This is a genomic window from Streptomyces sp. P9-A4, from assembly GCF_036634195.1.
Taxonomy (GTDB): Bacteria; Actinomycetota; Actinomycetes; order Streptomycetales; family Streptomycetaceae; genus Streptomyces.
The window spans coordinates 3,647,885-3,672,137 of sequence record NZ_JAZIFY010000001.1 but is presented as its reverse complement, the minus strand read 5'-3'; the positions used below and the strand labels follow the sequence as shown (position 1 = coordinate 3,672,137).

The 24,253-nt window shown below is 73.3% G+C and carries 23 protein-coding genes; 15 read left to right on the top strand and 8 right to left on the bottom strand.

Annotation, left to right across the window (positions count from 1 at the left end):
* The first annotated feature begins 52 nt into the window (after positions 1 to 52).
* From V4Y03_RS16440 to V4Y03_RS16430, 3 genes are all read left to right on the top strand, one after another.
* Positions 53 to 1,579, top strand: coding sequence for a DUF2252 domain-containing protein (locus V4Y03_RS16440; protein ID WP_332435409.1), 1,527 nt, complete (start codon positions 53 to 55; stop codon positions 1,577 to 1,579).
* Between the two features lie 404 nt (positions 1,580 to 1,983).
* Positions 1,984 to 2,769, top strand: a complete 786-nt coding sequence (locus V4Y03_RS16435; RefSeq protein ID WP_332437197.1) for a hypothetical protein — start codon at positions 1,984 to 1,986, stop codon at positions 2,767 to 2,769.
* A gap of 56 nt (positions 2,770 to 2,825) precedes the next feature.
* Entirely contained in the window at positions 2,826 to 3,170 is a 345-nt protein-coding gene (locus V4Y03_RS16430) for a rhodanese-like domain-containing protein (protein ID WP_317875996.1), read from the top strand.
* Positions 3,171 to 3,192: 22 nt separating this feature from the next.
* On the opposite strand, the gene V4Y03_RS16425 is transcribed toward V4Y03_RS16430, so the two are convergent.
* From V4Y03_RS16425 to paaA, 6 genes are all read right to left on the bottom strand, one after another.
* On the bottom strand, positions 3,193 to 4,326 hold the full coding sequence (locus V4Y03_RS16425; protein ID WP_332435408.1) for an acyl-CoA dehydrogenase family protein: 1,134 nt from the start codon (positions 4,324 to 4,326) through the stop codon (positions 3,193 to 3,195).
* Between the two features lie 98 nt (positions 4,327 to 4,424).
* Entirely contained in the window at positions 4,425 to 5,528 is a 1,104-nt protein-coding gene (locus V4Y03_RS16420) for a 2Fe-2S iron-sulfur cluster-binding protein (protein WP_332435407.1), read from the bottom strand.
* Positions 5,529 to 6,026: a 1,2-phenylacetyl-CoA epoxidase subunit PaaD gene (gene paaD, locus V4Y03_RS16415; protein ID WP_317875998.1), complete on the bottom strand. Its 498-nt coding sequence runs from the start codon at positions 6,024 to 6,026 to the stop codon at positions 5,529 to 5,531.
* On the bottom strand, positions 6,020 to 6,787 hold the full coding sequence (paaC, locus tag V4Y03_RS16410; protein WP_317875999.1) for a 1,2-phenylacetyl-CoA epoxidase subunit PaaC: 768 nt from the start codon (positions 6,785 to 6,787) through the stop codon (positions 6,020 to 6,022). The genes paaD and paaC overlap by 7 nt, the downstream gene beginning before the upstream one ends.
* The gene (gene paaB / locus V4Y03_RS16405) at positions 6,784 to 7,071 is read right to left on the bottom strand and encodes a 1,2-phenylacetyl-CoA epoxidase subunit PaaB (RefSeq protein ID WP_024760355.1); all 288 of its coding nucleotides are present in this window, start codon (positions 7,069 to 7,071) and stop codon (positions 6,784 to 6,786) included. Before paaB ends, paaC begins: the two co-directional genes overlap by 4 nt.
* Complete coding sequence (gene paaA, locus V4Y03_RS16400) at positions 7,068 to 8,090, bottom strand: 1,2-phenylacetyl-CoA epoxidase subunit PaaA (RefSeq protein ID WP_317876000.1); 1,023 nt, start codon at positions 8,088 to 8,090, stop codon at positions 7,068 to 7,070. Before paaA ends, paaB begins: the two co-directional genes overlap by 4 nt.
* 112 nt (positions 8,091 to 8,202) lie before the next feature.
* Between paaA and V4Y03_RS16395 the strand changes: the two genes are divergently transcribed.
* From V4Y03_RS16395 to V4Y03_RS16385, 3 genes are read left to right on the top strand one after another with little or no spacing between them, the layout of a single operon-like run.
* Positions 8,203 to 8,991, top strand: coding sequence for a DUF5819 family protein (locus V4Y03_RS16395; protein WP_332435406.1), 789 nt, complete (start codon positions 8,203 to 8,205; stop codon positions 8,989 to 8,991).
* Positions 8,988 to 10,274 (top strand): HTTM domain-containing protein, encoded by a 1,287-nt coding sequence (locus V4Y03_RS16390; RefSeq protein WP_332435405.1) that lies wholly within the window; start codon positions 8,988 to 8,990, stop codon positions 10,272 to 10,274. Before V4Y03_RS16395 ends, V4Y03_RS16390 begins: the two co-directional genes overlap by 4 nt.
* Complete coding sequence (locus V4Y03_RS16385; RefSeq protein ID WP_332435404.1) at positions 10,271 to 10,948, top strand: TrmH family RNA methyltransferase; 678 nt, start codon at positions 10,271 to 10,273, stop codon at positions 10,946 to 10,948. Before V4Y03_RS16390 ends, V4Y03_RS16385 begins: the two co-directional genes overlap by 4 nt.
* 40 nt (positions 10,949 to 10,988) lie before the next feature.
* On the opposite strand, the gene paaN is transcribed toward V4Y03_RS16385, so the two are convergent.
* Complete coding sequence (gene paaN / locus V4Y03_RS16380; RefSeq protein ID WP_332435403.1) at positions 10,989 to 12,686, bottom strand: phenylacetic acid degradation protein PaaN; 1,698 nt, start codon at positions 12,684 to 12,686, stop codon at positions 10,989 to 10,991.
* Between the two features lie 279 nt (positions 12,687 to 12,965).
* On the opposite strand from paaN, the gene V4Y03_RS16375 reads away from it, so the two are divergent.
* Together V4Y03_RS16375 and V4Y03_RS16370 are read left to right on the top strand one after the other, a co-directional pair.
* Positions 12,966 to 14,486, top strand: coding sequence for a 3-hydroxyacyl-CoA dehydrogenase (locus V4Y03_RS16375; protein WP_443079875.1), 1,521 nt, complete (start codon positions 12,966 to 12,968; stop codon positions 14,484 to 14,486).
* Entirely contained in the window at positions 14,483 to 15,076 is a 594-nt protein-coding gene (locus V4Y03_RS16370) for a TetR/AcrR family transcriptional regulator (RefSeq protein ID WP_317879001.1), read from the top strand. Before V4Y03_RS16375 ends, V4Y03_RS16370 begins: the two co-directional genes overlap by 4 nt.
* Positions 15,077 to 15,260: 184 nt before the next feature.
* On the opposite strand, the gene V4Y03_RS16365 is transcribed toward V4Y03_RS16370, so the two are convergent.
* The gene (locus V4Y03_RS16365) at positions 15,261 to 15,863 is read right to left on the bottom strand and encodes an Lrp/AsnC family transcriptional regulator (protein WP_317878664.1); all 603 of its coding nucleotides are present in this window, start codon (positions 15,861 to 15,863) and stop codon (positions 15,261 to 15,263) included.
* Between the two features lie 177 nt (positions 15,864 to 16,040).
* On the opposite strand from V4Y03_RS16365, the gene pdhA reads away from it, so the two are divergent.
* The 7 genes from pdhA to V4Y03_RS16330 all read left to right on the top strand — a co-directional run bounded on the left by pdhA (position 16,041) and on the right by V4Y03_RS16330 (position 24,223).
* On the top strand, positions 16,041 to 17,201 hold the full coding sequence (pdhA, locus tag V4Y03_RS16360) for a pyruvate dehydrogenase (acetyl-transferring) E1 component subunit alpha (RefSeq protein WP_317878663.1): 1,161 nt from the start codon (positions 16,041 to 16,043) through the stop codon (positions 17,199 to 17,201).
* Positions 17,201 to 18,247: an alpha-ketoacid dehydrogenase subunit beta gene (locus V4Y03_RS16355; RefSeq protein WP_332435401.1), complete on the top strand. Its 1,047-nt coding sequence runs from the start codon at positions 17,201 to 17,203 to the stop codon at positions 18,245 to 18,247. The genes pdhA and V4Y03_RS16355 overlap by 1 nt, the downstream gene beginning before the upstream one ends.
* Positions 18,247 to 19,683, top strand: coding sequence for a dihydrolipoamide acetyltransferase family protein (locus tag V4Y03_RS16350; protein ID WP_332435400.1), 1,437 nt, complete (start codon positions 18,247 to 18,249; stop codon positions 19,681 to 19,683). The genes V4Y03_RS16355 and V4Y03_RS16350 overlap by 1 nt, the downstream gene beginning before the upstream one ends.
* Positions 19,684 to 19,785: 102 nt before the next feature.
* Positions 19,786 to 20,640: an NTP transferase domain-containing protein gene (locus tag V4Y03_RS16345; protein ID WP_332435399.1), complete on the top strand. Its 855-nt coding sequence runs from the start codon at positions 19,786 to 19,788 to the stop codon at positions 20,638 to 20,640.
* Positions 20,637 to 22,106, top strand: coding sequence for a molybdopterin molybdotransferase MoeA (locus tag V4Y03_RS16340; protein WP_332435398.1), 1,470 nt, complete (start codon positions 20,637 to 20,639; stop codon positions 22,104 to 22,106). The genes V4Y03_RS16345 and V4Y03_RS16340 overlap by 4 nt, the downstream gene beginning before the upstream one ends.
* A gap of 20 nt (positions 22,107 to 22,126) precedes the next feature.
* Complete coding sequence (locus V4Y03_RS16335) at positions 22,127 to 23,188, top strand: potassium channel family protein (protein WP_442809831.1); 1,062 nt, start codon at positions 22,127 to 22,129, stop codon at positions 23,186 to 23,188.
* Positions 23,189 to 23,236: 48 nt separating this feature from the next.
* Complete coding sequence (locus tag V4Y03_RS16330) at positions 23,237 to 24,223, top strand: NAD(P)H-quinone oxidoreductase (RefSeq protein ID WP_332435397.1); 987 nt, start codon at positions 23,237 to 23,239, stop codon at positions 24,221 to 24,223.
* Positions 24,224 to 24,253: the final 30 nt, after the last annotated feature.

Below are 24,253 nucleotides of genomic sequence, written 5' to 3'. Positions count from 1 at the left end.
GGTACCGTCGGAGCCGGATGATGTTGGAATTCGCATCGGGGGAGGACGTGCCATGGACGAGATCCAGGCCGTGGTGCCGGGACAGCGCGGTACGGACGGAGGGCCGGACGGCGGACGGGTGCCGCACGTACCGGGCTTCGCGCGCCGCGCCGCCGGAACCTTCCCCGCCGGAACCTTCCCCGCCGGAATCTCCCCCGCCGGAATCTCTCCTGACGGGAACGGGTCCGCGGGTGCCCCTCCGAGGGTGCGGGGCAAGGAACTGCGCGAGCGGGTCCCGCGCTCCGAGCACCGTCGCCCGGCCCTCGCCGCCGACCGCCCGGACGCCGTGCGGGCCGTGGAGGAGTCGAACCGGGGCCGGGTCCCCGAGCTGGCACCGATCAGGGTCGGCCGGATGGCCGCCAGCCCCTTCGCCTTCCTGCGCGGATCCGCTGGCCTGATGGCCCAGGACCTTGCCGGCACCCCCGTCACCGGGATCTCGGCCCAGCTGTGCGGCGACGCCCACGCGGCGAACTTCGGCCTCTACGGGGACGCCCGCGGCCGGCTCGTCATGGACCTCAACGACTTCGACGAGACGATCGTCGGCCCCTGGGAATGGGATCTCAAGCGGCTGGCCACCTCCCTCGTCCTCGCGGGCCGGGAGGTCGGGGCGAGCGAGGAGGTGTGCCGGGCCGCCGCGTTCGACACCGTCGGCGCCTACCGGCGCACCATGCGACTGCTCGCCCGGCTCCCCGCGCTCGACGCCTGGAACGCGATACCCGACGAGGAACTCGTCTCGCACACCGACGCGCGTGACCTCATCGGCACCCTGGAACGGGTCTCCGCCAAGGCCCGCAACAACACCAGCGCACGGTTCGCCGCCCGCTCGACCGAAGCGGTGACCGACGCCGACGGCGGCGGCCGCAGATTCGTGGACGCTCCCCCGGTGCTGCGCAGGGTCCCCGACGCGGAGGCGGCGGCCGTCGCCGTCTCCCTCGGCGAGTACCTGGAGACCGTGTCGGAGGACCGGCTGCCGCTCCTCGCCCGGTACGCCGTCCACGACGTGGCCTTCCGGGTCGTCGGCACCGGCAGCGTCGGTACCCGTTCCTACGTCGTGCTGCTCCTGGACCACCGTGGCGAGCCGCTGGTGCTCCAGGTGAAGGAGGCCAGACCGTCCGCCCTGCTGCCCCACCTGCCGACCGCGGGCTTCACCGTGCCGGAGCCCGGCCACGAAGGGCGGCGCGTGGTCCTCGGGCAGAAGCGAATGCAGGTTGTCAGCGACATTCTGCTCGGTTGGACCACGGTCGAGGGGCGCCCCTTCCAGGTGCGCCAGTTCCGCAACCGCAAGGGCAGCGTCGACCCCGCCACGCTCACCACTGACGAGGTCGACGACTACGGCCGGATGACCGGGGCCCTGCTCGCCCGCGCCCACGCCCACAGCGCCGACCCACGCCTGATAGCCGGCTACTGCGGCAAGAACGACGAGTTCGACGAAGCCGTGGCCGCCTTCGCCGTCTCGTACGCGGACCGCACCACCGCCGACCACGCCGCCCTGCTCACCGCCGTCCGAGCAGGCCGCATACCCGCGGAACAGGGCGTCTGAACGAACCCGAAGCCCAGGGGCCGGGTCCCCCGTCCACACCGGTGGCGACCGGCGCCCGGGCTGGTGAGGGCCGCGAGGCCCGGGACGGCGCCCACGACGGTGGGCCGGCGCCCAGCGCCGGTGGCCACGACGGCGCCCACGTCATGGCTTGGGTGGGGCTGATGCCCACAGAGGGGGAGGGAGGGGAGGGGAGGGGGAGGGGGGGGGGAGGCCCCCCTGGTGGGACCGTAGGCTGGTTGGGACGAGCCGGAACGAGGACGTAGGCGGGCGTGGACGTGAGCGTGCACCAGGGTGCGAACGAGGGTTCCGAGGGCGAGCCGCCTCAGGACGGGCAGTCCGGGGACCCGCAGTCCGGGGATCAGCAGTCCGGGGACCAGCAGTCTCGGGAGTCGCGGTCCGAAGGTGTGGCGGGTGGTGATGAGCGGCCCGAGGCTCGGCTTGAGCGGGCTGTGCGGGTGGCCGAGCAGGCGTTGATCGAGTTCGAGATCGCCGTCGAGACCTTCCGTGTCGAGGTGGACAACTTCTCGCGGCTGCACCACCAGAAGCTCGGTCCGATGTACGCGCGGCTCGACGAGCTCGACGCGCGGATCGCGGAGGCCCGGGCGGCGCGTACCGGCGACCCCGAGGATCTGCGGCGGGCCGAGGAGGCGCGGGCCGCGGTCCTGCCGATGCCCGGGGTGGACGAGCTGTTCCACGACTGGATCGACTCCGACGGCCTGTCCCCCGAGGCCGCGGCGATGCTGACCGACCGCCCGGTGCAGCCGCCCAAGCGGGTCCGTCCCGGCGAGGAGGCCCGCAGGCTCTACCGGGAGCTGGCCCGCAAGGCCCACCCCGACCTCGCACGCGAGGAGGACGAGCGCAAGCGCCGCGAGGAGTTCATCACCCGGGTCAACGCCGCCTACGCCCGCGGCGACGAGGCACTGCTCCGGGAGCTGTCGGCCGAGTGGGAGGCCGGTCCCGTACCGGCCGAGCGGCTCAGCGAGAGCGAGGAGCTGTACGCGCGCCTGGAGTGGCTGGCGCAGCGCAAGGACATGCTGTCGGCGTTGGCGCGTGAGCTGGAGGAGAGCGCGATCGGCGCGATGCTGCGGATGGCGCCGGAGGACCCGGACCAGCTCCTTGAGGAGATCGCGGAGCAGCTGCTCGCGCAGGTCACCGAGCGTGAGACCGAGCTGGCGGGGCTGGTGCAGTAGGTTTTTCCGTGCGCCCGGATTCCTTCGGGCGGTACTGACGAGAGAAGGCCGGTCCCATGAATTTCTCCCCGCTGCCCTCGGTGGACGCGGCTTCCGTGCCGGCCGATGCGCTGGTGCTGGACGTCAGGGAGGACGACGAGTGGGCGGCCGGGCACGTCGAGGGTGCGCTGCACGTGCCGATGAGCGACTTCGTCGCCCGCTTCGGTGAGGTGACGGAGGCCGTGGCCGAGCGCGGTCGCGCCTTTGTGATGTGCCGGGTGGGCGGCCGGTCGGCGCAGGTCACGCAGTATCTGGTGCAGCAGGGCTTCGACGCGGTGAACGTCGAGGGCGGCATGCTCGCCTGGGACGGTGCCGGGCGTCCGATGGTGACGGAGAACGGCAGCCCGGCCTTCGTCCTCTGAGGTTCTCGGCCTTTCGTCGGCGTCAGCCGAGGGGGTGGGCGGCCAGGAGGTCGCCGAGGGCTTCCTCGTGGGCGGCGGCGGGGCCGAGCGACAGTTCCAGGTGCTTGGCCCAGGCGTGGTAGCGGTGCAGCGGGTAGTCGGTGTCGGCGCCGAAACCCCCGTGCAGGTGCTGCGCGGTCTGCACCACCCGGCGTACCCCTTCCGAGGCCCAGATCTTCGCGACGGCGATGTCGCCGGCGGCCGGCAGCGGCGCTTCGGCGCCGCTGGAGAGCCGCCAGGCGGCCTGCCAGAGGGTGGCCTCCATGGCCCGCAGATCGATGTAGCGGTCGGCGGCCTGGACGGCGACGGCCTGGAAGGTGGCCACGGGGTGGCCGAACTGCTCGCGCTTCCCGGTGTACTCGCTCGTCATGGTGAGGACGGCCTCGCCGAGGCCGAGGGCGAGCGCGCAGGTGCCGGTGGTGAGGAGTCCGCGCAGGTGCTCCCAGGCGCCCTCGGCGTCGATGACATCGGCGGCGTCGAGGTGTACGGAGTCGAGGTGCAGCTCGGCGAGGAGTTCGCCGTTGGTGGAGTACTGCGCGGTGAGGGCGAGGCCTTCGTGCGTACGGGGTACCAGGGCGAGGACGGTGCCGCCGTCGGCGGTGTGCGCGGGTACGGCGATGAGGTCGGCGCCGTGCGCCCAGGGGACGGCGGTCTGCACTCCGTCGAGGGTCCAGCCCCCGTTGTCGCGGTGCGCGGTGACGGCCAGTTCGGCGGGGTCGTGGCCGGTGCGTCCCTGGGAGGCGGCGGTGAGGACGAGCTCGCCGCGGCCGACGCGGGGCAGGATCCCGGCCGCGGTCTCCTGGGGGGCGTAGCGGTCGACGGTCGTCGCGACGGCGCTGGTCTCCAGGAGGGGCACGCGGGCGAGGACGCGGGCCGATTCGCGGAGGACGAGGCAGAGGGCGACGGGGTCGAGTCCGGCGCCGCCGTGCTCGGTGGAGACCGTGAGGGTGAGCAGGTCGGCGGCGGCGAGCCGGGACCAGAGCGGTCGGTCGAGGTCCTCGGACACCGCCCCCGGGGTGAGGGCGGGGCTCGGTACGGCGTCGGGTGCGACGCCTGAGAAGACCGCCTTGGCCGCCTCGACGGCTGCCTGCTGCTCTTCGGTGAAGGTGAAGTCCACTGCCCTGCCCTCCCGTTGCTGCCCCTGCCCATGCTGACGGTCCGTCAACATAGAACAGGTTCTAGTGGAAGGGAATGGGCGGCGCCGCCCGGTCTTCGTCAGCGGTCGAAGTCCAGCTCCACGTCCGGGGTCACCGGGTGGGACTGACAGGCCAGGACGTATCCGGCCTCCGTCTCCTCCGGTTCGAGCGCGAAGTTGCGGTCCATCCGCACCTCTCCGCCGACGAGGAACGCGCGGCAGGTGCCGCACACCCCGCCCTTGCAGGCGTACGGCGCGTCCGCGCGGGCGCGGAGCACCGTGTCGAGGAGCGTCTCGCCTCTGTCCACCGGCCAGGTGCCGGAGCGGCCGTGCAGGGTCGCGGTCAGGGTGGCGTGCGCGGGGGTGTCAGCGGGCGGGACCGGGGCGGGCGCGGAGCCGTCGTCGACGTGGAAGATCTCCTGGTGGATGCGGCCGCGGTCGACGCCGAGTCCGCGCAGCGCCTGCTCGGCGCCCTGGACGAGTCCGAAGGGTCCGCAGAGGAACCAGCCGTCGATCGTGTCGACCGGCAGCAGCGCGGGCAGCAGTCCGGCGAGGCGCTCGCGGTCGAGCCGACCGGACGGCAGACCGGCCTGCTGCTCCTCCCGGGAGAGGACGGTGACCAGCTGGAAGCGGTCGGGGTAGCGGTCCTTGAGGTCGGCGACCTCGTCGAGGAACATCGTGGACGCGGCGGTGCGGTCGCTCCGGATCAGGCAGAACCGGGCCTCGGGCTCGCGGGCGAGCAGGGTGGCCGCGATGGACAGGACCGGGGTGATGCCGCTGCCGCCGACGACGGCCGCGAAGTGGCCGGGGCGCGGGGTGAGCGAGAAGCGGCCTCTGGGCTCCATGACCTCGACGAGGTCGCCGACGGCCAGTTCCTTCAGCGCGTACGTCGAGAAGGAGCCGCCGTCGACGAGCCGGATCCCGACGCGCAGGACGGGGGCCTCGCCGACCGGGGAGGCGGGGGCGCAGATCGAGTACGTGCGGCGGATCTCCTCGCCCTGCTCGCCCGTGCGGCGCAGGGCGAGGTGCTGGCCGGGGTGGTGCCGGTACGTCTCGTGGAGTTCGGGCGGGACCGCGAAGGTGACGGCCACGGAGTCGTCGGTGAGCCGCTCGACCTCGCTCACCGCGAGGGAGTGGAATCCGGCCCGTCCGGCGACCGGGTCGCCCACGCCTGAGGACTCCATCTACAGCTCCTTGAAGTGGTCGAACGGTTCGAGGCAGGCGGTGCAGCGGCGCAGTGCCTTGCACGCGGTCGAGGAGAAGCGGCTGAGGAGTTCGGTGTCGGTGGAGCCGCAGTGGGGGCAGCGGATCGCGAGGGTCAGCGGCACGGGGCCGTCGGCCGGGCCCTGGGGGCGTGGCGGTGCGACGCCGAACTCGGCGAGCTTGCGCCGTCCTTCCTCGCTGATGTCGTCGGTGGACCAGGCGGGTGCGAGGACGGTGACGACGGAGACGTCGGGGACGCCGTGCGCGTGGAGGGCGCGCTCGATGTCCGAGGACATGGCCTCGACGGCGGGGCAGCCCGTGTACGTGGGGGTGAGGGAGACCTCGACCCGGCCGGGGCCTGTGACGTGGACTCCGCGGAGCACGCCCAGCTCGGCCAGGGTGAGGACGGGCAGCTCGGGGTCGAGGACGGCGCCGGCGATGCGGCTCAGTTCCTCTTCCAGGGCGGTCAGGGTCACCATGTCGCCCCCGGGTGGCTGCGGTGCAGGTGCTGCATCTCGGCGATCATCCGGCCGAAGGACTCGGTGTGGAGGCCCTGCCGGCCGGCGCCCGCGGCCCAGGCGCCGGTGCGCGGCCCGGAGGGCACGGTGAGGGTGGCCCTGCCGAGGATGTCGGTGACGGAGGCCAGCCAGGCGCTCTCCATGGCCGAGTGGTCCACGTCGAGCCCGTCGACGGGCAGGAACATTTCACCGGTGTACCGCCACAGGGCGTCGCAGGCCCGCTGCATCCGCTCGTGGCTCTCGGCGGTGCCGTCGCCGAGGCGGAGGGTCCAGTGCTCGGCGTGGTCCTGGTGGTAGGTGACCTCCTTGACGGCCTTGGCCGCGAGGGCGGCGAAGGGGCCGTCGCCGGTCGCGAGCCGGGCGTACAGGAGGCGCTGGTAGGTGGAGAAGTAGAGCTGCCGGGCGATGGTGTGGGCGAAGTCGCCGTTGGGCTGCTCGACGAGCTGGACGTTCCGGAAGGAACGCTCCTCGCGCAGGTAGGCCAGTTCGTCCTCGTCGCCGACGAGGGAGAGCAGGACGCGGGCCTGGCCGAGGAGGTCGAGCGCGATGTTGGCCAGGGCGACCTCCTCCTCCAGGACGGGGGCGGAGCCTGCCCACTCCCCCAGGCGGTGGGAGAGGACGAGGGCGTCGTCACCGAGGGCGAGCGCCGCTCCGGTGAGGGCCGCTTCGGCGGGTGCGGTTCCGCCGGACGGGGTGTTCTCGTGGGTGTCCGTGGTGCTCACAGGTGCTTCACCCCCTCCGGGATCTCGTAGAACGTCGGGTGGCGGTAGGGCTTGTCCGCCGACGGCTCGAAGAACGGGTCCTTCTCGTCGGGCGAGGAGGCGGTGATCTCCGTGGAGGGGACGACCCAGATCGACACGCCCTCGCTCCTGCGGGTGTACAGGTCGCGGGCGTTGCGCAGGGCCATCTCCGCGTCGGGTGCGTGGAGACTGCCCGCGTGGGTGTGGGACAGCCCGCGGCGGGAGCGCACGAACACCTCCCACAGCGGCCAACCGTCGCTCGTCATCCCTGTGCCTCCCCGTGCTTGCCGGTGTGCTTGTGCTTCTCCGCGTGGGCCGTGGCGGCTTCCCTGACCCAGGCGCCGTCCTCGTGGGCCTGGCGCCGTCTGCTCAGTCGCTGGTCGTTGCACGGGCCGTTGCCCTTGAGCACGTCCCAGAACTCGGTCCAGTCGATCGGCCCGAAGTCGTAGTGCCCGCGCTCCTCGTTCCACCGGAGGTCGGGGTCGGGGAGGGTGAGGCCGAGCGCCTCGGCCTGCGGCACGGCGATGTCGACGAAGCGCTGGCGCAGCTCGTCGTTGGTGTGGCGCTTGATCTTCCAGGCCATCGCCTGGGCCGTGTGGGTCGACTCGTCGTCGGGCGGGCCGAACATCATCAGCGAGGGCCACCACCAGCGGTCCACGGCGTCCTGCGCCATGGCGTGCTGGGCCTCGGTGCCATGGGAGAGGGCGAGCAGCGCCTCGTACCCCTGGCGCTGGTGGAAGGACTCCTCCTTGCAGACGCGGACCATCGCCCGGGCGTACGGCCCGTACGAGCAGCGGCAGAGGGGGACCTGGTTGGTGATCGCGGCGCCGTCCACCAGCCAGCCGATCGCGCCGACGTCTGCCCAGGTCAGCGTGGGGTAGTTGAAGATCGAGGAGTACTTCTGGCGGCCCGAGTGGAGCTTGTCGAGCAGTTCGTCGCGGCTGGTGCCGAGGGTCTCGGCCGCGCTGTACAGGTAGAGGCCGTGGCCGGCCTCGTCCTGCACCTTGGCCATGAGGATCGCCTTGCGCCGCAGCGAGGGCGCGCGGGTGATCCAGTTCGCCTCCGGCTGCATGCCGATGATCTCTGAGTGGGCGTGCTGCGCGATCTGCCGGACGAGCGAGGCGCGGTACGCCTCGGGCATCCAGTCGCGCGGCTCGATCCGCTCGTCGGCGGCCACTGCGGCGTCGAACACGGCCTCGTGGGCGGCCTGCTCCGCCGCCACGGCCGCGTCCGACACGCCGGGCACGCCCGTGGTCTCTGCCGTCCCTGCCGTCACTGCGGTCATCGGACCCCCTACCGACCGATCGTTCGGTTGAATGACTTCAATGGTGAGTCGACGGCCCGTATGGTGTCAACCCTGTGGATAACCGAGGTGGGCCGATCGGGATCGGGGCGGGATGGACGCGTACGTCGAGAAGGACGCGGCCGGAGTGGACGGTGACCGTCCGGCACCCCCCGCCGACGGCCGGGAACCGGAGCCCCCGGCGGCCCGCGCGACCAGCGGAATCATGGCCCTGTCGCTGCCCTACCAGGTCGTCCTGGCGGTGGCGCTCGCCGTCACCGGAGTGTTCGCCTGCGTCCACCTCGCGATGGTGTTCCTGCACGTCGCGCCGTCCAACACGCTGACCAAGCGGCACGGCCAGGCCGTCGACGACTGGATCTATCCCGAGTTCGAACAGAACTGGAAGCTCTTCGCGCCCAACCCGCTCCAGCAGAACGTCTCCGTCGAGGTCCGCGCCGAGGTCGCCGGCGCCGACGGCGGCCGCCGCGCCACTGGCTGGACCGACCTCACCGCCCAGGACACCGCGGCGATCCGCCACAACCCGATGCCCAGCCACGCCCAGCAGAACGAGCTGCGCAGGGCCGTCGACTTCTACCTGAGCACCCACTCCGACGACAACCGCCCCAACGGGCTCCGCGGTGAGCTCTCGGAGCAGTACATGCGCCGGATCGCGATGCTCCGCCTCGACGCCCTCCCCGCCCTCCGGGGCACCGACGGACGGGTGCTCGGCGGCGAGGTGCTGCGCGTCCAGCTCCGCGCCGTCACCCGGCCCGTCCCCGCGCCCGCGTGGAGCACCGAGAAGACCGGCACCGCCCCCTCGTACCGCGACTTCCCCTGGTGGCCGGTCACCGACGAGGACCGGCCCGCCGAAGCCGACCGAAGCCGTACGGAGGCGGGCCGATGAGCACCCCCGACCCCACCCCCGTCCCCACCTCTGGTGGCCCCGGCACCGCCACGCGCGCGCGGACGCGAGCGAAGGAGTCCTTCGACCGCCGGCTCGCCCGTGCCGTCCAGACCGTCACCGGCCGCTCCGTCGGCCCGTACCAGACCGCGATCGTCCGGATCGGCTTCTCGCTGACCTGGCTGGTCTTCCTGCTCCGCGAGCTGCCCCACCGCCACGAGCTGTACGGCCCCGACGGCCCCTGGTCCTGGGAGATGGCCCACCGGCTGATCGCCGACAACCGGGCCTTCACCGTCCTCATGTGGTCGGACGGCCGGATCTGGTTCGAGTGCGTCTACGCGCTCGCGGTGCTCTCCGCCGTGCTGCTCCTGGTGGGCTGGCGCACCCGGGCCGTCTCCGTGGTGTTCATGGCCGGGGTGCTCTCGCTGCTGAACCGTTCCGTCTTCGTGAGCGACGGCGGCGACAACGTCCTCCACCTCGCCGCGATCTATCTCGTGTTCACGCGCTGCGCGCGGGTGTGGTCCCTCGACGCCCGGCGGGCGGCCCGTGAGGCCCGCGCCGCGAGCGCCGGGGAGCCGCCGCGACAGGACCGTGTCGGTCCGCTCCTGTGGGTCGTGCTCGGCGGCTTCCTGCTCGCCACGACCTGGTTCAGCGAGGTCAGCGGCGAGTGGTGGCTGCCGGTGCTGCTGTGGGTGCTGTGGCTGGGGAACGGCCTGTGGTGGCTGGTCTGCCGGTACGCGCCGGAGGAGCCGCGTACCCTGCTCGACGCCCTCGCCAACCTCGCCCACAACGCCGCTCTCGTCGTGATCATGGCGGAGGTCTGTCTGATCTACGCCACGGCCGGCTGGTACAAGATCCAGGGCTCGCGCTGGCAGGACGGCACGGCGCTGTTCTACCCGCTCCACCTCGACTACTTCACGCCCTGGCCGGCCCTCTCCGGGCTGCTCGGGACCAGCGGGATCATGGTGATGCTGCTGACCTACGGCACGGTGATCGTGCAGGTCGCGTTCCCCTTCACGCTCTTCCACCGCAAGGTCAAGAACGTCCTGCTGGTCGCGATGATGCTGGAGCACGCGGGGATCGCGGTCCTCCTCGGGCTGCCGGTCTTCTCGCTCGCGATGATCTCCGCCGACGCCGTGTTCCTGCCGACGCCGTTCCTGCTGGCGCTCGGCGTCCGGGCGGCACGCGGTCGGGACCGGCTGCTGCGGCGGCGGACGGGCGCCGAGACGCTGCCCGAGCAGCGCCGTACGGGTGAGGAGCAGGGTCCCCGTACCCTCGTCGGGTGAGCACCACCGAGGAGAAGTCAGCGGCCGAGGCGACCGAGCCGGTCCAGTACGACGAGGGTTTCGGCCCCGAGATCGGCGTCGGACCGCATCCGGAGCCGTGGCCCGAGGGCGAGCGGTACGACCCCGAGCTGCTGGCCGGCGGCGACCGGCGCAATGTCGTCGACCGCTACCGGTACTGGACACGTGAGGCGGTCGTCGCCGACCTCGACACGCGTCGGCACGACTTCCACGTGGCCGTGGAGAACTGGGGCCATGACTTCAACATCGGTTCGGTGGTGCGGACCGCCAACGCCTTCCTCGCGAAGGAGGTCCACATCGTGGGCCGGCGGCGCTGGAACCGTCGCGGCGCCATGGTCACCGACCGCTACCAGCACGTCCGGCACCACCCCGACACCGAGTCGCTGACCTCGTGGGCGGCGGCCGAGGGGCTGCCCGTGATCGGCATCGACAACCTGCCGGGCGCGGTGCCGCTGGAGCGGACCGTGCTGCCCCGGCGCTGTGTGCTGCTGTTCGGGCAGGAGGGCCCGGGGCTCACCGAGGAGGCCCGCGCCCACGTGGAGATGGTCTGCTCGATCGCCCAGTTCGGTTCGACCCGGTCGATCAACGCGGGGGCCGCCGCCGCGATCGCCATGCACGCGTGGGTGCAGCGGTACGCGGAGATCGAGGCGCCGTAGGCGTCGTGGAGGCCCCGGAGGGCCTCCACGAGACCGTGGATCAGGCCTGGCGGCGGACCTCCACCACCCGGAAGCGGTTGGAGACGAAGGCGCCGTCGCACAGCGCGGCGTTCGCCGCCGGGTTCCCGCCGGAGCCGTGGAAGTCGGAGAACGCGGCCGTCTGGTTCACGTAGACCCCGCCCGTGAGGTTCAGCGAGAGCTGGGCCGACTCCTCCAGGCAGACCTCCTCCACCGCGCGCTCGGTGTCCGCCGAGGTCGTGTACGCCCCGACGGTCATCGCGCCCTGCTCGCGGACCGTGCGCCGCAGCAGCTCCAGGGCGTCCTCGGTGGAGTCCACCGAGACGGCGAAGGAGACCGGGCCGAAGCACTCCGAGAAGTACGCGGCCTGGGCGTCGGGCTTCGAGCCGTCCAGCTTCACGATGACCGGCGTACGGACCACGGCGTCCGGGTACTCCGGGTTGACCACCTCGCGGGAGGCGAGCGCCACCTCGCCGAGACCGGCGGCGGCTTCGAGGCGGGCCTTCACGTCCGGGTTGACCAGGGCGCCGAGCAGGCCGTTCGCCCGCGCGTCGTCGCCCAGCAGACCGCCGACCGCCGCCGCGAGGTCGGCGACGACCTCGTCGTACGACCTGGGGCCCTGGTCGGTGGTGATGCCCTCGCGGGGGATCAGCAGGTTCTGCGGGGTGGTGCACATCTGGCCGCTGTACAGGGAGAGCGAGAACGCCAGGTTGGCGAGCATCCCCTTGTAGTTGTCGGTGGAGTCGATCACGACCGTGTTGACGCCGGCCTTCTCGGTGTAGACCTGCGCCTGGCGGGCGTTGGTCTCCAGCCAGTCGCCGAAGGCGGTGGAGCCGGTGTAGTCGATGATCCGGATCTCGGGGCGCACGGCCAGGGTCTTGGCGATGCCCTCGCCCGGCCGCTCGACGGCGAGCGCCACCAGGTTCGGGTCGAAGCCGGTCTCGGCCAGCACCTCGCGGGCGACCCGGACGGTGAGCGCGAGCGGCAGGACCGCGCGCGGGTGCGGCTTGACCAGGACGGGGTTGCCGGTGGCGAGGGAGGCGAACAGGCCCGGGTAGCCGTTCCACGTGGGGAAGGTGTTGCAGCCGATCATCAGGGCGATGCCGCGGCCGACCGGGGTGAACTCCTTGCTCAGCTCCAGGGGGTCGCGCTTGCCCTGGGGCTTGGACCACTCGGCGCGCCCCGCGGGGGTGCGCGTCTGCTCCACGTACGCGTACGTCACGGCTTCGAGGCCGCGGTCCTGGGCGTGTGGGCCGCCGGCCTGGAACGCCATCATGAACGCCTGCCCGCTGGTGTGCATGACGGCGTGCGCGAACTCATGGGTGCGGGCGGAGATCCGGGCGAGGATCTCCAGGCAGACCAGGGCGCGCGTCTCGGCCCCGGCGTCCCGCCACGCGCGCGTGCCCGCGCGCATCGCGGGGAGCAGGACGTCCATGTCGGCGTGCGGGTACTCGATGCCGAGCGCCGGGCCGTACGGCGAGATCTCGCCGCCGGTCCAGCCGTCCGTGCCGGGCTGGTCCAGCTCGAAGCGGGTGTTCAGCGCGGACTGGTGGGCGGCGAGGCCGGCGGCGGCGTCGAGCGAGCCGTCCGCGCCGTATGCCTTCGGGTGCTCGGGGTACGGCGACCAGTAGGCACGGGTCCGAATGGTGGCGAGCGCCTGGTCGAGCGTGGACCGGTGCTTCTCGGCCAGACGGTCGGTGGTCAGCTGAGCGGTGGCCATGGATGGACCAACTCCTCGTCGAGCTGGGCAGGGAGACGCGTACGGAGTTAGAGTAACCGAACGATCGGTCGGGACAAGGGGGCCTGTCGATCCTGTGGAAAACCCATCGGGGAGGATCACTCCATGAGCGCCAACGTGACCGTCAGGGGGAGCGGCGACGTGACCGCCAGTGAGACCGCCGCAGAGGGACAGGACCGCGCCGCCGCCGTGGAAGCCGTGGCCGCGGGGGCCGTGGGAGCCGCCGTGGAAGCCGTGGCCGCGGGGGACGTGGGAGCCGCCGTGGACGCCGTCGCGCGGGACCGTACCGTCGCCGTCGTCGGCACCGGGACCATGGGTCAGGGGATCGCCCAGGTCGCGCTGGTCGCCGGTCACCCCGTGCGCCTCTACGACAGCGCCCCGGGCCGGGCCGCCGAGGCCGTCGCCGCCCTCACCGCCCGCCTGGACCGGCTCGTGGAGAAGGGGCGCCTGGACGCCACCGCCCGGGAGGCCGCCGTCGGCCGGCTGCACGCGGCCGAGGACCCCGCCGAGCTCGCCGACGCCGCCCTCGTGATCGAGGCGATCGTCGAGGACCTCTCCGTCAAGCAGCGGCTCTTCGCCGACCTGGAGAAGATCGTCGGCGACGACACCGTCCTCGCCACCAACACCTCCTCCCTCTCCGTCACCGCCATCGCGGGCGGGCTCCGGCTGCCTGGCCGGTTCGTCGGACTGCACTTCTTCAACCCGGCGCCGCTGCTCCCGCTCGTCGAGGTCGTCAGCGGCTTCGCCACCGACCCGGACGTCGCCACGCGCGCGTACGGGACGGTGAAGGGCTGGGGCAAGACGCCGGTGCGCTGCGCCGACACCCCCGGCTTCATCGTGAACCGGGTCGCCCGACCCTTCTACGCCGAGGCGCTGCGGGTGTTCGAGGAGGGCGCCGCGGACCCGGCCACCATCGACGCGGCCCTGCGCGAGTGCGGCGGTTTCCGCATGGGCCCCTTCGAGCTGACCGACCTCATCGGCCAGGACGTGAACGAGGCCGTCACCCGCTCCGTCTGGGAGTCCTTCTACCAGGACCCCAAGTTCACGCCCTCGCTCGCGCAGCGGCGGCTCGTGGAGTCGGGGCGGCTCGGCCGGAAGACGGGCCGGGGCTGGTTCTCGTACGCGGAGGGCGCCGAGCGGCCCGAACCGCACACGGCGGCGCCGGCGGAGGCCCCGGCGAGCATCGTCGTCCGGGGCGACCTCGGGCCGGCGGAACCGCTGGTCGGCCTCTTCGAGGCGGCCGGGATCACGGTCCGGCGCAAGAACGGCGCCGGTTGCATCGAGCTGCCGAGCGGCGGCGAGCTCAACCTCGCGGACGGCGAGACGTCCTTCGAGTACCAGAAGGACGACATCGTCTACTTCGACCTCGCGCTCGACTACGAGGCCGCGAGCCGGATCGTGCTGTCGACCCGCGAGGGCGTCGAGCCCGATGTCCTCGCCGAGGCGGTCGGGCTCTTCCAGGCGCTCGGCAAGCAGGTGTCCGTGATCGGGGACGTGCCCGGCATGATCGTGGCCCGTACGGTCGCGATGCTGGCCGATCTGGCCGCCGACGCCGTCGACCGGGGCGTGGCCACCGCCGAGGACGTGGACACCGCGATGCGGCTCGGGGTCAACTACCCGGCGGGACCGCTGGAGTGGGCCGGGAAGGTGGGCCACGCGCGCGTACGGGAGCTTCTGGACGCGATGCACGAGCGCTGCCCGTCGGGGCGGTACGCGCCCAGCCTTGCCACGGCGCGCCGTGCCTTCGTCGAAGACGCCCGGGACGGGGAGGACGCACGATGACCACCGCCAAGCGCGACACGTACACCCCCGAGACGCTGCTCTCCGTGGCCGTCCGGGTCTTCAACGAGCGCGGTTACGACGGCACGTCGATGGAGCACCTGTCCAAGGCGGCCGGGATCTCCAAGTCGTCGATCTACCACCATGTGTCCGGCAAGGAGGAGCTGCTGCGGCGGGCGGTCAGCCGGGCGCTCGACGGGCTCTTCGCGATCCTCGACGAGCCGGGCGCGGTGCGCGGCAGGGCCGTCGAACGGGTCGAGTACGTCACGCGCCGCACGGTCGAGGTGCTGATAGCGGAGCTTCCGTATGTGACGCTGCTGCTGCGGGTGCGGGGCAACACGGGCACCGAGCGGTGGGCGATGGAGCGGCGGCGGGAGTTCGACCAGCGGGTGGCCGAGCTGCTCAGGGCCGCCGCGGAGGAGGGTGACCTGCGGGCCGATGTGGACATCCGGCTCGCGACCCGGCTGCTCTTCGGCATGATCAACTCGTTGGTGGAGTGGTACCGGCCGCACCCGGACGCGACGGCGGAGCGCGAACAGCTCGCCGAGACCGTCGCGCACCTGGCGTTCGACGGGCTGCGGACGGCGCGCTGAGGGCCTGCTGAGGCCGTGCCTGGCCCTCACACGGGCAGCGCCCCGCCCGGGTCCCGGGCGGGGCGCTGCCCGGGACCGGGGCAGGGCCCGCCTGGGCCCGGGGCACGGCCTGCCCGGGACCCCGGGCAATGCCCCGGGACCGCCCCCGGCCCGGGCATCACCCCCGGAGGCCGGCGGTGCCCCCTCAGCCGCGTGGGTCCGCGTTCAGGTCCGTCTCCTCGAAGACCAGCAGCGTGCGCGTGGACAGTACCTCCGGGATCGCCTGGAGCCGGGTGAGGACCAGCTCGCGCAGCGTCCGGTTGTCCGGGGTGTGCACCAGCAGCAGGACGTCGAAATCCCCGCTGACCAGCGCGATGTGCGTGGCGCCCGGCAGCGCCCTGAGCTGCTCGCGGACCGTGCGCCAGGAGTTCTGGACGATCTTGAGCGTGATGTAGGCGGAGGCTCCGTGCCCCGCCCGCTCGTGGTTGACGCGGGCACTGAAGCCGCGGATCACCCCGTCGTCGATGAGCCGGTTGATGCGCGCGTACGCGTTGGCCCGCGAGACGTGCACCCGCTCGGCCACGGAGCGCACCGAGGCGCGGCCGTCCGTTTGCAGCAACCGCAGGATGTCGCGGTCGATCGCGTCCAGCGGGCGCGCCGGAAGCACGCCCGTCGGCGCCCCGATCGGGGCGCTCAGCACCTCGCCGGGAACCTCGCCCCCGGCCCCGCCGAGGGCGCCTCCCCTGTCATCGCCCGAGTCACCGCCCGGAGCCTCGCTCCGGTCGACGGCCATTTGTTCATCCGCCATGTCCCCCCGCCTCTCTCCGGTGGACGACCTGCACACATCCCAGGCTGTGGAGAACCGTTTGTCCACAGGCTGAAGGTGCCTGTAGCCAAAATGCCTCCACGACCGAACAATCGGTAGGTGAGGCGCACCACACTCGCGCCACCCGCCTTCGGGTCTTATGCCCGCTCCCACGAGGAGGTGGACTCGTTGCAACAGCGCAGTTCGACAGTCCAAGAGCCGCCCGGTGCCGTCCCCGCCTACCGGCCGACCCCGCCGCCGGCGTGGCAGCCGCGCACCGACCCCGCCCCGCTGCTGCCCGAGACCGAGCCGCTGCGCGTGCTCGGCACGGACGCCGTGGCCGACGCCGACCCCGCGCTGCTGCTCCGGCTCTACGCGGAGCTGGTCCGCGGCCGCCGGTACAACACGCAGGCCACCGCCCTCACCAAGCAGGGCCGGCTCGCCGTGTACCCGTCCACCACCGGCCAGGAGGCGAGCGAGATCGCCGCCGCCCTCGCGCTGGAGGACCGGGACTGGCTCTTCCCCTCGTACCGTGACACGCTCGCGGCGGTCGCCCGCGGCCTCGACCCCGTACAGGCGCTGACCCTGCTGCGCGGCGACTGGCACACCGGGTACGACCCGCGCGAGCACCGCATAGCTCCGCTCTGCACCCCGCTCGCGACCCAGCTGCCGCACGCGGTGGGCCTCGCCCACGCCGCCCGCCTCAAGGGCGACGACGTGGTCGCGCTCGCCATGGTCGGCGACGGCGGCACCAGCGAGGGCGACTTCCACGAGGCGCTGAACTTCGCGGCCGTCTGGCAGGCCCCCGTGGTCTTCCTCGTGCAGAACAACGGCTTCGCGATCTCCGTACCGCTCGCCAAGCAGACCGCCGCCCCCTCCCTCGCCCACAAGGCCGTCGGATACGGGATGCCCGGCCGGCTCGTCGACGGCAACGACGCGGTCGCCGTCCACCAGGTGCTGACCGAGGCCGTGGCCCGCGCCCGGCGCGGCGGCGGCCCCACCCTCGTCGAGGCCATCACGTACCGGATCGACGCCCACACCAACGCCGACGACGCCACCCGCTACCGCGCGGCCGGAGAGGTCGAGACCTGGCGGGCGCACGACCCGATCCTGATCCTCGAAAGGGAACTCACCGAGCGCGGTCTGCTCGACGAGGACGGCAAGCGGGCGGCGGCGGAGGCCGCCGAGACGATGGCCGCCGACCTGCGGGAACGGATGAACGCCGACCCGGTGCTCGACCCGATGGACCTCTTCTCCCACGTGTACGCGGAGCAGACGGCGCAGCTGCGCGAACAGGCGGCGCAGCTGCGCGCCGAGCTCGAAGCCGAGGGTGAGGCGTGATGACGACGGCGACGACCGGACCCGCGGCGGACAGGACCGCCGCGAAGGCCGGCAAGCCCAAGCCGGCCACGATGGCGCAGGCGCTCCAGCGCGCCATGCGCGACGCGATGGCCGAGGACCCGACCGTCCATGTGATGGGTGAGGACGTCGGCACCCTGGGCGGTGTCTTCCGGGTCACCGACGGACTCGCCAAGGAGTTCGGCGAGGACCGCTGCACGGACACGCCGCTGGCAGAGGCGGGCATCCTCGGCGCGGCCGTCGGCATGGCCATGTACGGGCTGCGGCCGGTCGTCGAGATGCAGTTCGACGCGTTCGCGTACCCGGCGTTCGAGCAGCTGATCTCCCATGTCGCGAAGATGCGGAACCGGACGCGCGGCGCGATGCCGATGCCGATCGTCATCCGTGTCCCGTACGGCGGCGGGATCGGCGGCGTCGAGCACCACAGCGACTCCTCCGAGGCCTACTACACGGCCACCCCCGGACTCCATGTCGTCACCCCGGCCACGGTCGAGGACGCCTACGGGCTGCTGCGCGCGGCCATCGCTTCCGACGACCCGGTGGTCTTCCTGGAGCCCAAGCGGCTCTACTGGTCCAAGTCCGACTGGTCCCCCGAGGCCCCCACGCCCGTCGAGCCGATCGGCAAGGCCGTCGTCCGCAGGCGCGGCACCGGGGCCACCCTGATCACCTACGGCCCCTCGGTGCCGGTCTGCCTGGAGGCGGCCGAGGCCGCCCAGGCCGAGGGCTGGGACCTGGAGGTCGTCGACCTGCGCTCGCTCGTGCCGTTCGACGACGAGACCGTCTGCGCCTCGGTGCGGCGCACCGGACGCGCGGTCGTGGTGCACGAATCGGCCGGCTTCGGCGGGCCCGGCGCGGAGATCGCCGCGCGCGTGACCGAGCGCTGCTTCCACCATCTGGAGGCGCCGGTGCTGCGGGTCGCGGGCTTCGACATCCCGTACCCGCCGCCGATGCTGGAGCGGCACCATCTGCCGGGCGTGGACCGGGTCCTGGACGCGGTGGCGCGACTGCAGTGGGAGGCGGGGAGCTGATGGCCCAGGTGCTGGAGTTCAAGCTGCCCGATCTCGGTGAGGGACTCACCGAGGCGGAGATCGTCCGCTGGCTGGTCGCCGTCGGCGACGTCGTCGCGATCGACCAGCCGGTCGTCGAGGTCGAGACGGCCAAGGCGATGGTCGAGGTGCCCTGCCCGTACGGCGGTGTGGTCACCGCCCGGTTCGGCGAGGAGGGCACCGAACTGCCCGTCGGAGCACCGCTTCTGACGGTCGCGGTGGGGGGCACGGGCGCGCCGGAGGAGCTCGCGGAGGCGGCTCCGGGGGCCGCTCCCACGGCGGGCGGGTCCGCCGCCGAGTCGGCTGTGTCTTCGGAGTACTCGGGCAATGTGCTCGTCGGGTACGGCACGGCGGGGCCCGCCGCCCGCCGCCGCCGGGTACGGCACGAGAACCCGGCCGTGGCGCAGTCCCGCGCCGCAGCTCCCGCCCCCGCCTCTGTCGCCGCTCCGGCGCCGGTCGTCGCTGCTCCGGCTCCGGTTCCGGTCGCCGTGGCGGTCGGTGGGCACGGGGGGCCGGTGCCGGTCATCTCGCCGCTCGTGCGGAAGCTGGCCAGGGACCGGGGGCTCGACCTGCGGGAGGTGCGCGGATCGGGGCCCGAGGGGCTGATCCTGCGGGCCGACGTGGAGTTCGCCCTCGCGGCCCTGGAGCGGCCGACCGCTGGACAGACGCCCGCGCCCGCCGTCGCCGCGCCCGCCGTCTCCGCGCCCGCGTCGGTGGGAGCGTCCGCCGTCGCCGAGCGGATTCCGCTGCGCGGGGTGCGCGGCGCCGTCGCGGACAAGCTGTCCCGCAGCCGTACGGAGATCCCGGACGCGACCTGCTGGGTCGACGCCGACGCGACCGAGCTGATGGCCGCGCGGGCCGCGATGAACGCGGCGGGCGGGCCGAAGATCTCCCTGCTCGCGCTCCTCGCCCGGATCTGCGTCCATGCCCTGAGCCGGTTCCCCGAGCTCAACTCGACCGTGGACACCACCGCCCGGGAGATCGTCCGGCTGCCGGCCGTGCACCTCGGCTTCGCCGCGCAGACCCCGCGCGGCCTGGTCGTACCCGTGGTCAAGGACGCCGGGTCCCGTACGACGGAGTCGCTCACGGCCGAGTTCGCCCGGCTGACGGAGGCCGCCCGGCAATCCGCGCTCACCCCGGCCGACCTCACCGGCGGCACGTTCACCCTGAACAACTACGGGGTGTTCGGGGTCGACGGGTCCACACCGATCATCAACCACCCCGAGGCCGCCATGCTCGGCGTCGGCCGGATCATCCCGAAACCCTGGGTGCACCAGGGCGAACTGGCCGTCCGTCAGGTCGTGCAGCTGTCGTTCACCTTCGACCACCGCGTCTGCGACGGCGGTACGGCGGGCGGCTTCCTGCGGTACGTGGCGGACTGCGTCGAGCAGCCCGCGGTCCTGCTCCGCACGCTCTGACGACCGGCCTCCGCGGGGGCCCGTGCCGTTCCCGCCGTCCGTGCCGTCCCAACCTGGAGACGCGCCGGACGGCGGCGGCCGTCGGCGGCCCATACTGCTGGGGTGACCACAGCACATGACGCCGTCGTGCTCGCCGGAGGCGCCGCCACGCGCCTCGGTGGCGCCGACAAGCCCGGAGTACGGGTCGGAGGCCGGGCGCTCCTCGACCGGGTCCTCACGGCCTGCGCCGGCGCGGACCGGACCGTGGTCGTCGGCGGCCCCCGCCCGACCGTCCGCCCCGTCCGCTGGACCCGCGAGGACCCGCCCGGCGGAGGCCCGCTGGCCGCCCTCGACGCGGGGGTACGGGAGACCCGGGCCGAAGTCCTGCTCGTGCTCTCCGCCGACCTGCCCTTCCTCGACGAGGACACCGTCCGGCGGCTGCTCGGCGCACTCGCCGAGGACCCCGAGGCCGAAGCCGCGCTCCTCACCGACGCCGAGGGACGGGACCAGCCGCTCGTCGCCGCCTACCGGGCCGCGCCGCTCCGCCGCGAACTGGCACTCGCCGCCGAACGGCGCGGCACCCTCGCGGGCGGCGCGCTGCGCCTGCTCGCCGGGGCGTTGAAGCTCACCCGGGTCGCCGCGGGGCCGCTGGCCTCCTTCGACTGCGACACCTGGGAGGACATCGCCACGGCGCGGGCCCGGATCAGGGAGCATGGGGGCGTGCTGGATGAATGGATCACCGCAGTCAAGGACGAACTGGGCATCGAGCTGGACGTCGACACCGGCGTACTGCTGGACCTGGCCCGCGACGCCGCCCACGGGGTGGCTCGCCCCGCCGCGCCCCTGACCACCTTCCTGGTGGGCTACGCGGCGGCGCGCGCGGGCAGCGACGGCGGGCCCGAGGCGGTCGCCGAGGCCGCCAGGAAGGCCGCCGCGCTGGCCCAGCGCTGGGCCGCCGAGCAGGACGAGGCCGGATGATTCCGAGGGAGACCGTCCCGGTGGCCCCGGGAACCGACGGCGGTGCGCAGGCGGAGCGCCCGCACCGCGCCACCGCCTGGCCCGAGGCGCGGGCTGCCGCCGTCCGCGCCGGGACCTCCGCGCGGGCCGGCCGGGCGGAGTCCGGCGTACCGCTCGGGCAGGCGCTCGGCCGGGTCCTGACGGAGCCGCTGACGGCCCTCACCGACCTGCCGTCCTTCGACACCTCCGCCATGGACGGCTGGGCGGTCACGGGTCCCGGACCCTGGACGGTGGTCGAGGAGGGCGCCGTCCTCGCCGGTCACGCGCCCGCGACCGGGTCGGAGCGTCGGCCGGCCGACGGAGAGGCGGTACGGATCGCCACCGGCGCGCGCGTACCCGCCGGCACCACCGCCGTCGTCCGCACCGAGCACGCGCGTACCGAGTGCCCGGCCGCCGACCCCGCTGCCGGCGCCGACCCCGGTGCCCTTCTGCTGTACGCGCTCCGCGAGGTCGTGCCCGGTCAGGACATCCGCCCCCGGGGCCAGGAGTGCCGCTCCGGCGACGAACTCCTCCCCGCGGGCACCCTCGTGACCCCCGCCGTCCTCGGTCTCGCCGCCGCCGCCGGCTACGACGCGCTCCCCGTACCGCCCCGCCCTCGGGTGGAGATCCTGGTCCTCGGCGACGAACTGCTCACGGCCGGGCTCCCGCACGAGGGGCTCATCCGCGACGCCCTCGGCCCGATGCTCGGCCCCTGGCTCACGGCGCTCGGCGCCGACGTCCTCGCCACCCGCCGCATCGGTGACGACGCCGAGGAGCTGGGCGCCGCCGTCACCGGTTCCACCGCCGACCTGGTCGTGACGACCGGCGGGACGGCCGCCGGGCCCGTGGACCACGTCCACGGCGTGCTCGACAAGGCGGGCGCCACCCTCCTCGTCGACGGCGTGAAGGTCAGGCCGGGCCACCCGATGCTGCTCGCCCGCCTGGCGGCCGATCCCGGCCGTCCGGAGCACATCCGCCATCTCGTCGGGCTCCCCGGCAACCCGCTCGCGGCCGTCTCGGGCCTGCTCACCCTCGCGGAGCCGCTCCTCAGCGCCCTCGCGGCAGCGGAAGCCGACACCGATGCCGACACCGATGCCGACACCGACACCGACACCGACACCGACACCGAGGCCGAGGCAGACGCCAGGACCAGCGCCGACGCTCCCGAGCCCACCCCCGGCGCGGCCGCGGAAGCCCGCTCCGCCCTCCAGGGCGAAGTGCAGGGCCACCCGTACGACACGCGTCTCGTCCCGGTCGTCCGCCGGGGCGGACGGGTCCTGCCGCTGCACTACAACGGGCCGGCCATGCTCCGTGGCATCGCCGCCGCCGACGGTCTGGCCGTCGTTCCGCCCGGCGGAGCGCGCCCCGGCCAGGAGCTCGACGTCCTCGACCTTCCCTGGCCCGCGGCCGAGGGGGCCGTACCGGCCCAAGGAGCGTGTTTCACGTGAAACTTCCCAGCCGCGACGTGATGGCCCGCCAGGCGGACGAGCGGATCGCGAGCCCGAGCATCCGGCTCCCCCGCCGGGTCGTCGAGCGTCCGCTGCGCCAGGTCGGCAAGCGGCTGCTCATGGCGATGGCCGTGCTCGCCGTGACCATCCTCATCGTCTACGTCGACCGCGCCGGCTACCACGACAACGCGAACGGCACGCTCGACTTCCTCGACTGCGCCTACTACGCGACCGTGACCCTCTCCACCACCGGCTACGGCGACATCGTGCCGTACAGCGATTCGGCGCGGCTCGCCAACATCCTGCTCGTCACGCCCCTGCGCGTGCTGTTTCTGATCATCCTGGTCGGCACCACCCTCGAAGTCCTCACCGAGCGGACCCGCGAGGAGTTCCGGCTGAACCGCTGGAGGTCCACCTTGCGCGACCACACCGTCATCGTCGGCTTCGGCACCAAGGGGCGGTCCGCGATCCAGACCCTCTGCGCGACCGGCCTCCGCAAGGACCAGATCGTCATCGTCGATCCGTCCACCAAGGTCATCGAGACGGCGAACGCGGACGGGTTCGTCGGAGTCGTCGGCGACGCGACCCGCAGTGACGTGCTGCTCCGTGCCGAGGTGCAGCGGGCCCGCCAGATCGTCATCGCCACCCAGCGCGACGACACGGCCGTCCTGGTCACCCTCACGGCACGCCAGCTCAACCGGGGCGCGAAGATCGTCGCCGCGGTCCGCGAGGAGGAGAACGCGCCGCTGTTGCGCCAGTCCGGTGCGGACGCGGTCATCACCAGCGCCAGCGCCGCCGGGCGGCTGCTCGGCCTCTCCGTGCTGAGCCCCAGCGCGGGCACTGTCATGGAGGACCTGATCCAGCAGGGCTCGGGCCTCGACCTGGTGGAACGCCCGGTGACCAAGAGCGAGGTCGGCAAGAGCGTGCGGGAGACAGGCGACCTGGTGGTGAGCGTGCTGCGAGGCCACCGGCTGCTCGGCTACGACGACCCCGCCGCCAGCCCGCTCCAGCTCACCGACCGGGTGATCACCATCGTGCGTGCCACGGCGGTCACCCCGCTCAGCACGCCGCCCGAGGACTGAGCACGGGGCACCGGGCCCCGGTGCGTCGGCGGGAGTAGCCTCGCCGCCATGTATGCGATCACGATTCCGGAACCCGGTGGTCCCGAGGCCCTCGTCTGGGCCGAGGTGCCCGATCCTGTACCCGGCGAGGGCGAGGTGCTCGTCGAGGTGGTGGCGAGCGCCGTCAACCGCGCCGATCTGCTCCAGCGGCAGGGCTTCTACGACCCGCCGCCGGGCACGTCCCCGTACCCCGGTCTGGAGTGTTCGGGCCGGATCGTCGCGCTCGGTTCGGGTGTGGCCGGCTGGGCGGTCGGCGACGAGGTGTGCGCGCTGCTCGCCGGCGGTGGTTACGCCCAGAAGGTCGTCGTACCGGCCGGGCAGCTGCTTCCCGTGCCGGAGGGCGTCGACCTGGCCGAGGCCGCCGCGCTCCCCGAGGTCGCCTGCACCGTCTGGTCCAACATCTTCATGATCGCGCACCTGCGGCCGGGCGAGACGCTGCTCGTGCACGGTGGCGCGAGCGGGATCGGCACGATGGCGATCCAGCTGGCGAAGGCGGTCGGGGCGCGGGTCGCGGTCACCGCCGGAGGCCCCGAGAAGCTGGCGCGCTGCGCCGAGCTGGGCGCGGACATCCTCATCGACTACCGGGAGCAGGACTTCGTCGAGGAGCTGGCGAAGGCGACGGACGGGGCGGGCGCGGACGTCGTCCTGGACATCGTGGGGGCCAAGTACCTGGACCGGAACGTGAAGGCGCTGGCCGTCAACGGCCGCCTCGTCGTCATCGGTCTCCAGGGCGGGGTGAAGGCCGAGCTGAACCTCGGTGCGCTGCTCGCGAAGCGCGCCGCGGTCATGGCGACCACGCTGCGGGCCCGGCCCGCGGACGAGAAGGCGGCGATCGTCGCCGCCGTCCGGGAGCACGTCTGGCCGCTGATCGCCGCGGGTACGGTCCGGCCGGTCGTCGACCGGGCGCTGCCGCTGGCGGAGGCCGCCGAGGGGCACCGGGTGCTGGAGGCCGGCGGCCACGTCGGCAAGGTGCTGCTGCTCGCGCCCCAGGCCTGAGGCGGGGCTGCGGTGACAGCGCCCCGGGCC

Excerpts from the sequence above, each read along its gene's own strand:
- V4Y03_RS16355 (WP_332435401.1), top strand. The coding sequence starts at position 17,201 with ATGACGACGGCGACGACCGGACCCGCGGCGGACAGGACCGCCGCGAAG.
- paaB (WP_024760355.1), bottom strand. The coding sequence starts at position 7,071 with ATGACGAGCGACGGTTGGCCGCTGTGGGAGGTGTTCGTGCGCTCCCGC.
- V4Y03_RS16350 (WP_332435400.1), top strand. The coding sequence starts at position 18,247 with ATGGCCCAGGTGCTGGAGTTCAAGCTGCCCGATCTCGGTGAGGGACTC.
- paaD (WP_317875998.1), bottom strand. The coding sequence starts at position 6,026 with ATGGTGACCCTGACCGCCCTGGAAGAGGAACTGAGCCGCATCGCCGGC.
- paaA (WP_317876000.1), bottom strand. The coding sequence starts at position 8,090 with ATGACCGCAGTGACGGCAGGGACGGCAGAGACCACGGGCGTGCCCGGC.
- V4Y03_RS16370 (WP_317879001.1), top strand. The coding sequence starts at position 14,483 with ATGACCACCGCCAAGCGCGACACGTACACCCCCGAGACGCTGCTCTCC.
- V4Y03_RS16420 (WP_332435407.1), bottom strand. The coding sequence starts at position 5,528 with ATGGAGTCCTCAGGCGTGGGCGACCCGGTCGCCGGACGGGCCGGATTC.
- V4Y03_RS16390 (WP_332435405.1), top strand. The coding sequence starts at position 8,988 with ATGAGCACCCCCGACCCCACCCCCGTCCCCACCTCTGGTGGCCCCGGC.
- V4Y03_RS16335 (WP_442809831.1), top strand. The coding sequence starts at position 22,127 with ATGGCCCGCCAGGCGGACGAGCGGATCGCGAGCCCGAGCATCCGGCTC.
- V4Y03_RS16440 (WP_332435409.1), top strand. The coding sequence starts at position 53 with ATGGACGAGATCCAGGCCGTGGTGCCGGGACAGCGCGGTACGGACGGA.
- paaN (WP_332435403.1), bottom strand. The coding sequence starts at position 12,686 with ATGGCCACCGCTCAGCTGACCACCGACCGTCTGGCCGAGAAGCACCGG.
- V4Y03_RS16365 (WP_317878664.1), bottom strand. The coding sequence starts at position 15,863 with ATGGCGGATGAACAAATGGCCGTCGACCGGAGCGAGGCTCCGGGCGGT.
- V4Y03_RS16340 (WP_332435398.1), top strand. The coding sequence starts at position 20,637 with ATGATTCCGAGGGAGACCGTCCCGGTGGCCCCGGGAACCGACGGCGGT.
- V4Y03_RS16330 (WP_332435397.1), top strand. The coding sequence starts at position 23,237 with ATGTATGCGATCACGATTCCGGAACCCGGTGGTCCCGAGGCCCTCGTC.
- V4Y03_RS16430 (WP_317875996.1), top strand. The coding sequence starts at position 2,826 with ATGAATTTCTCCCCGCTGCCCTCGGTGGACGCGGCTTCCGTGCCGGCC.
- V4Y03_RS16395 (WP_332435406.1), top strand. The coding sequence starts at position 8,203 with ATGGACGCGTACGTCGAGAAGGACGCGGCCGGAGTGGACGGTGACCGT.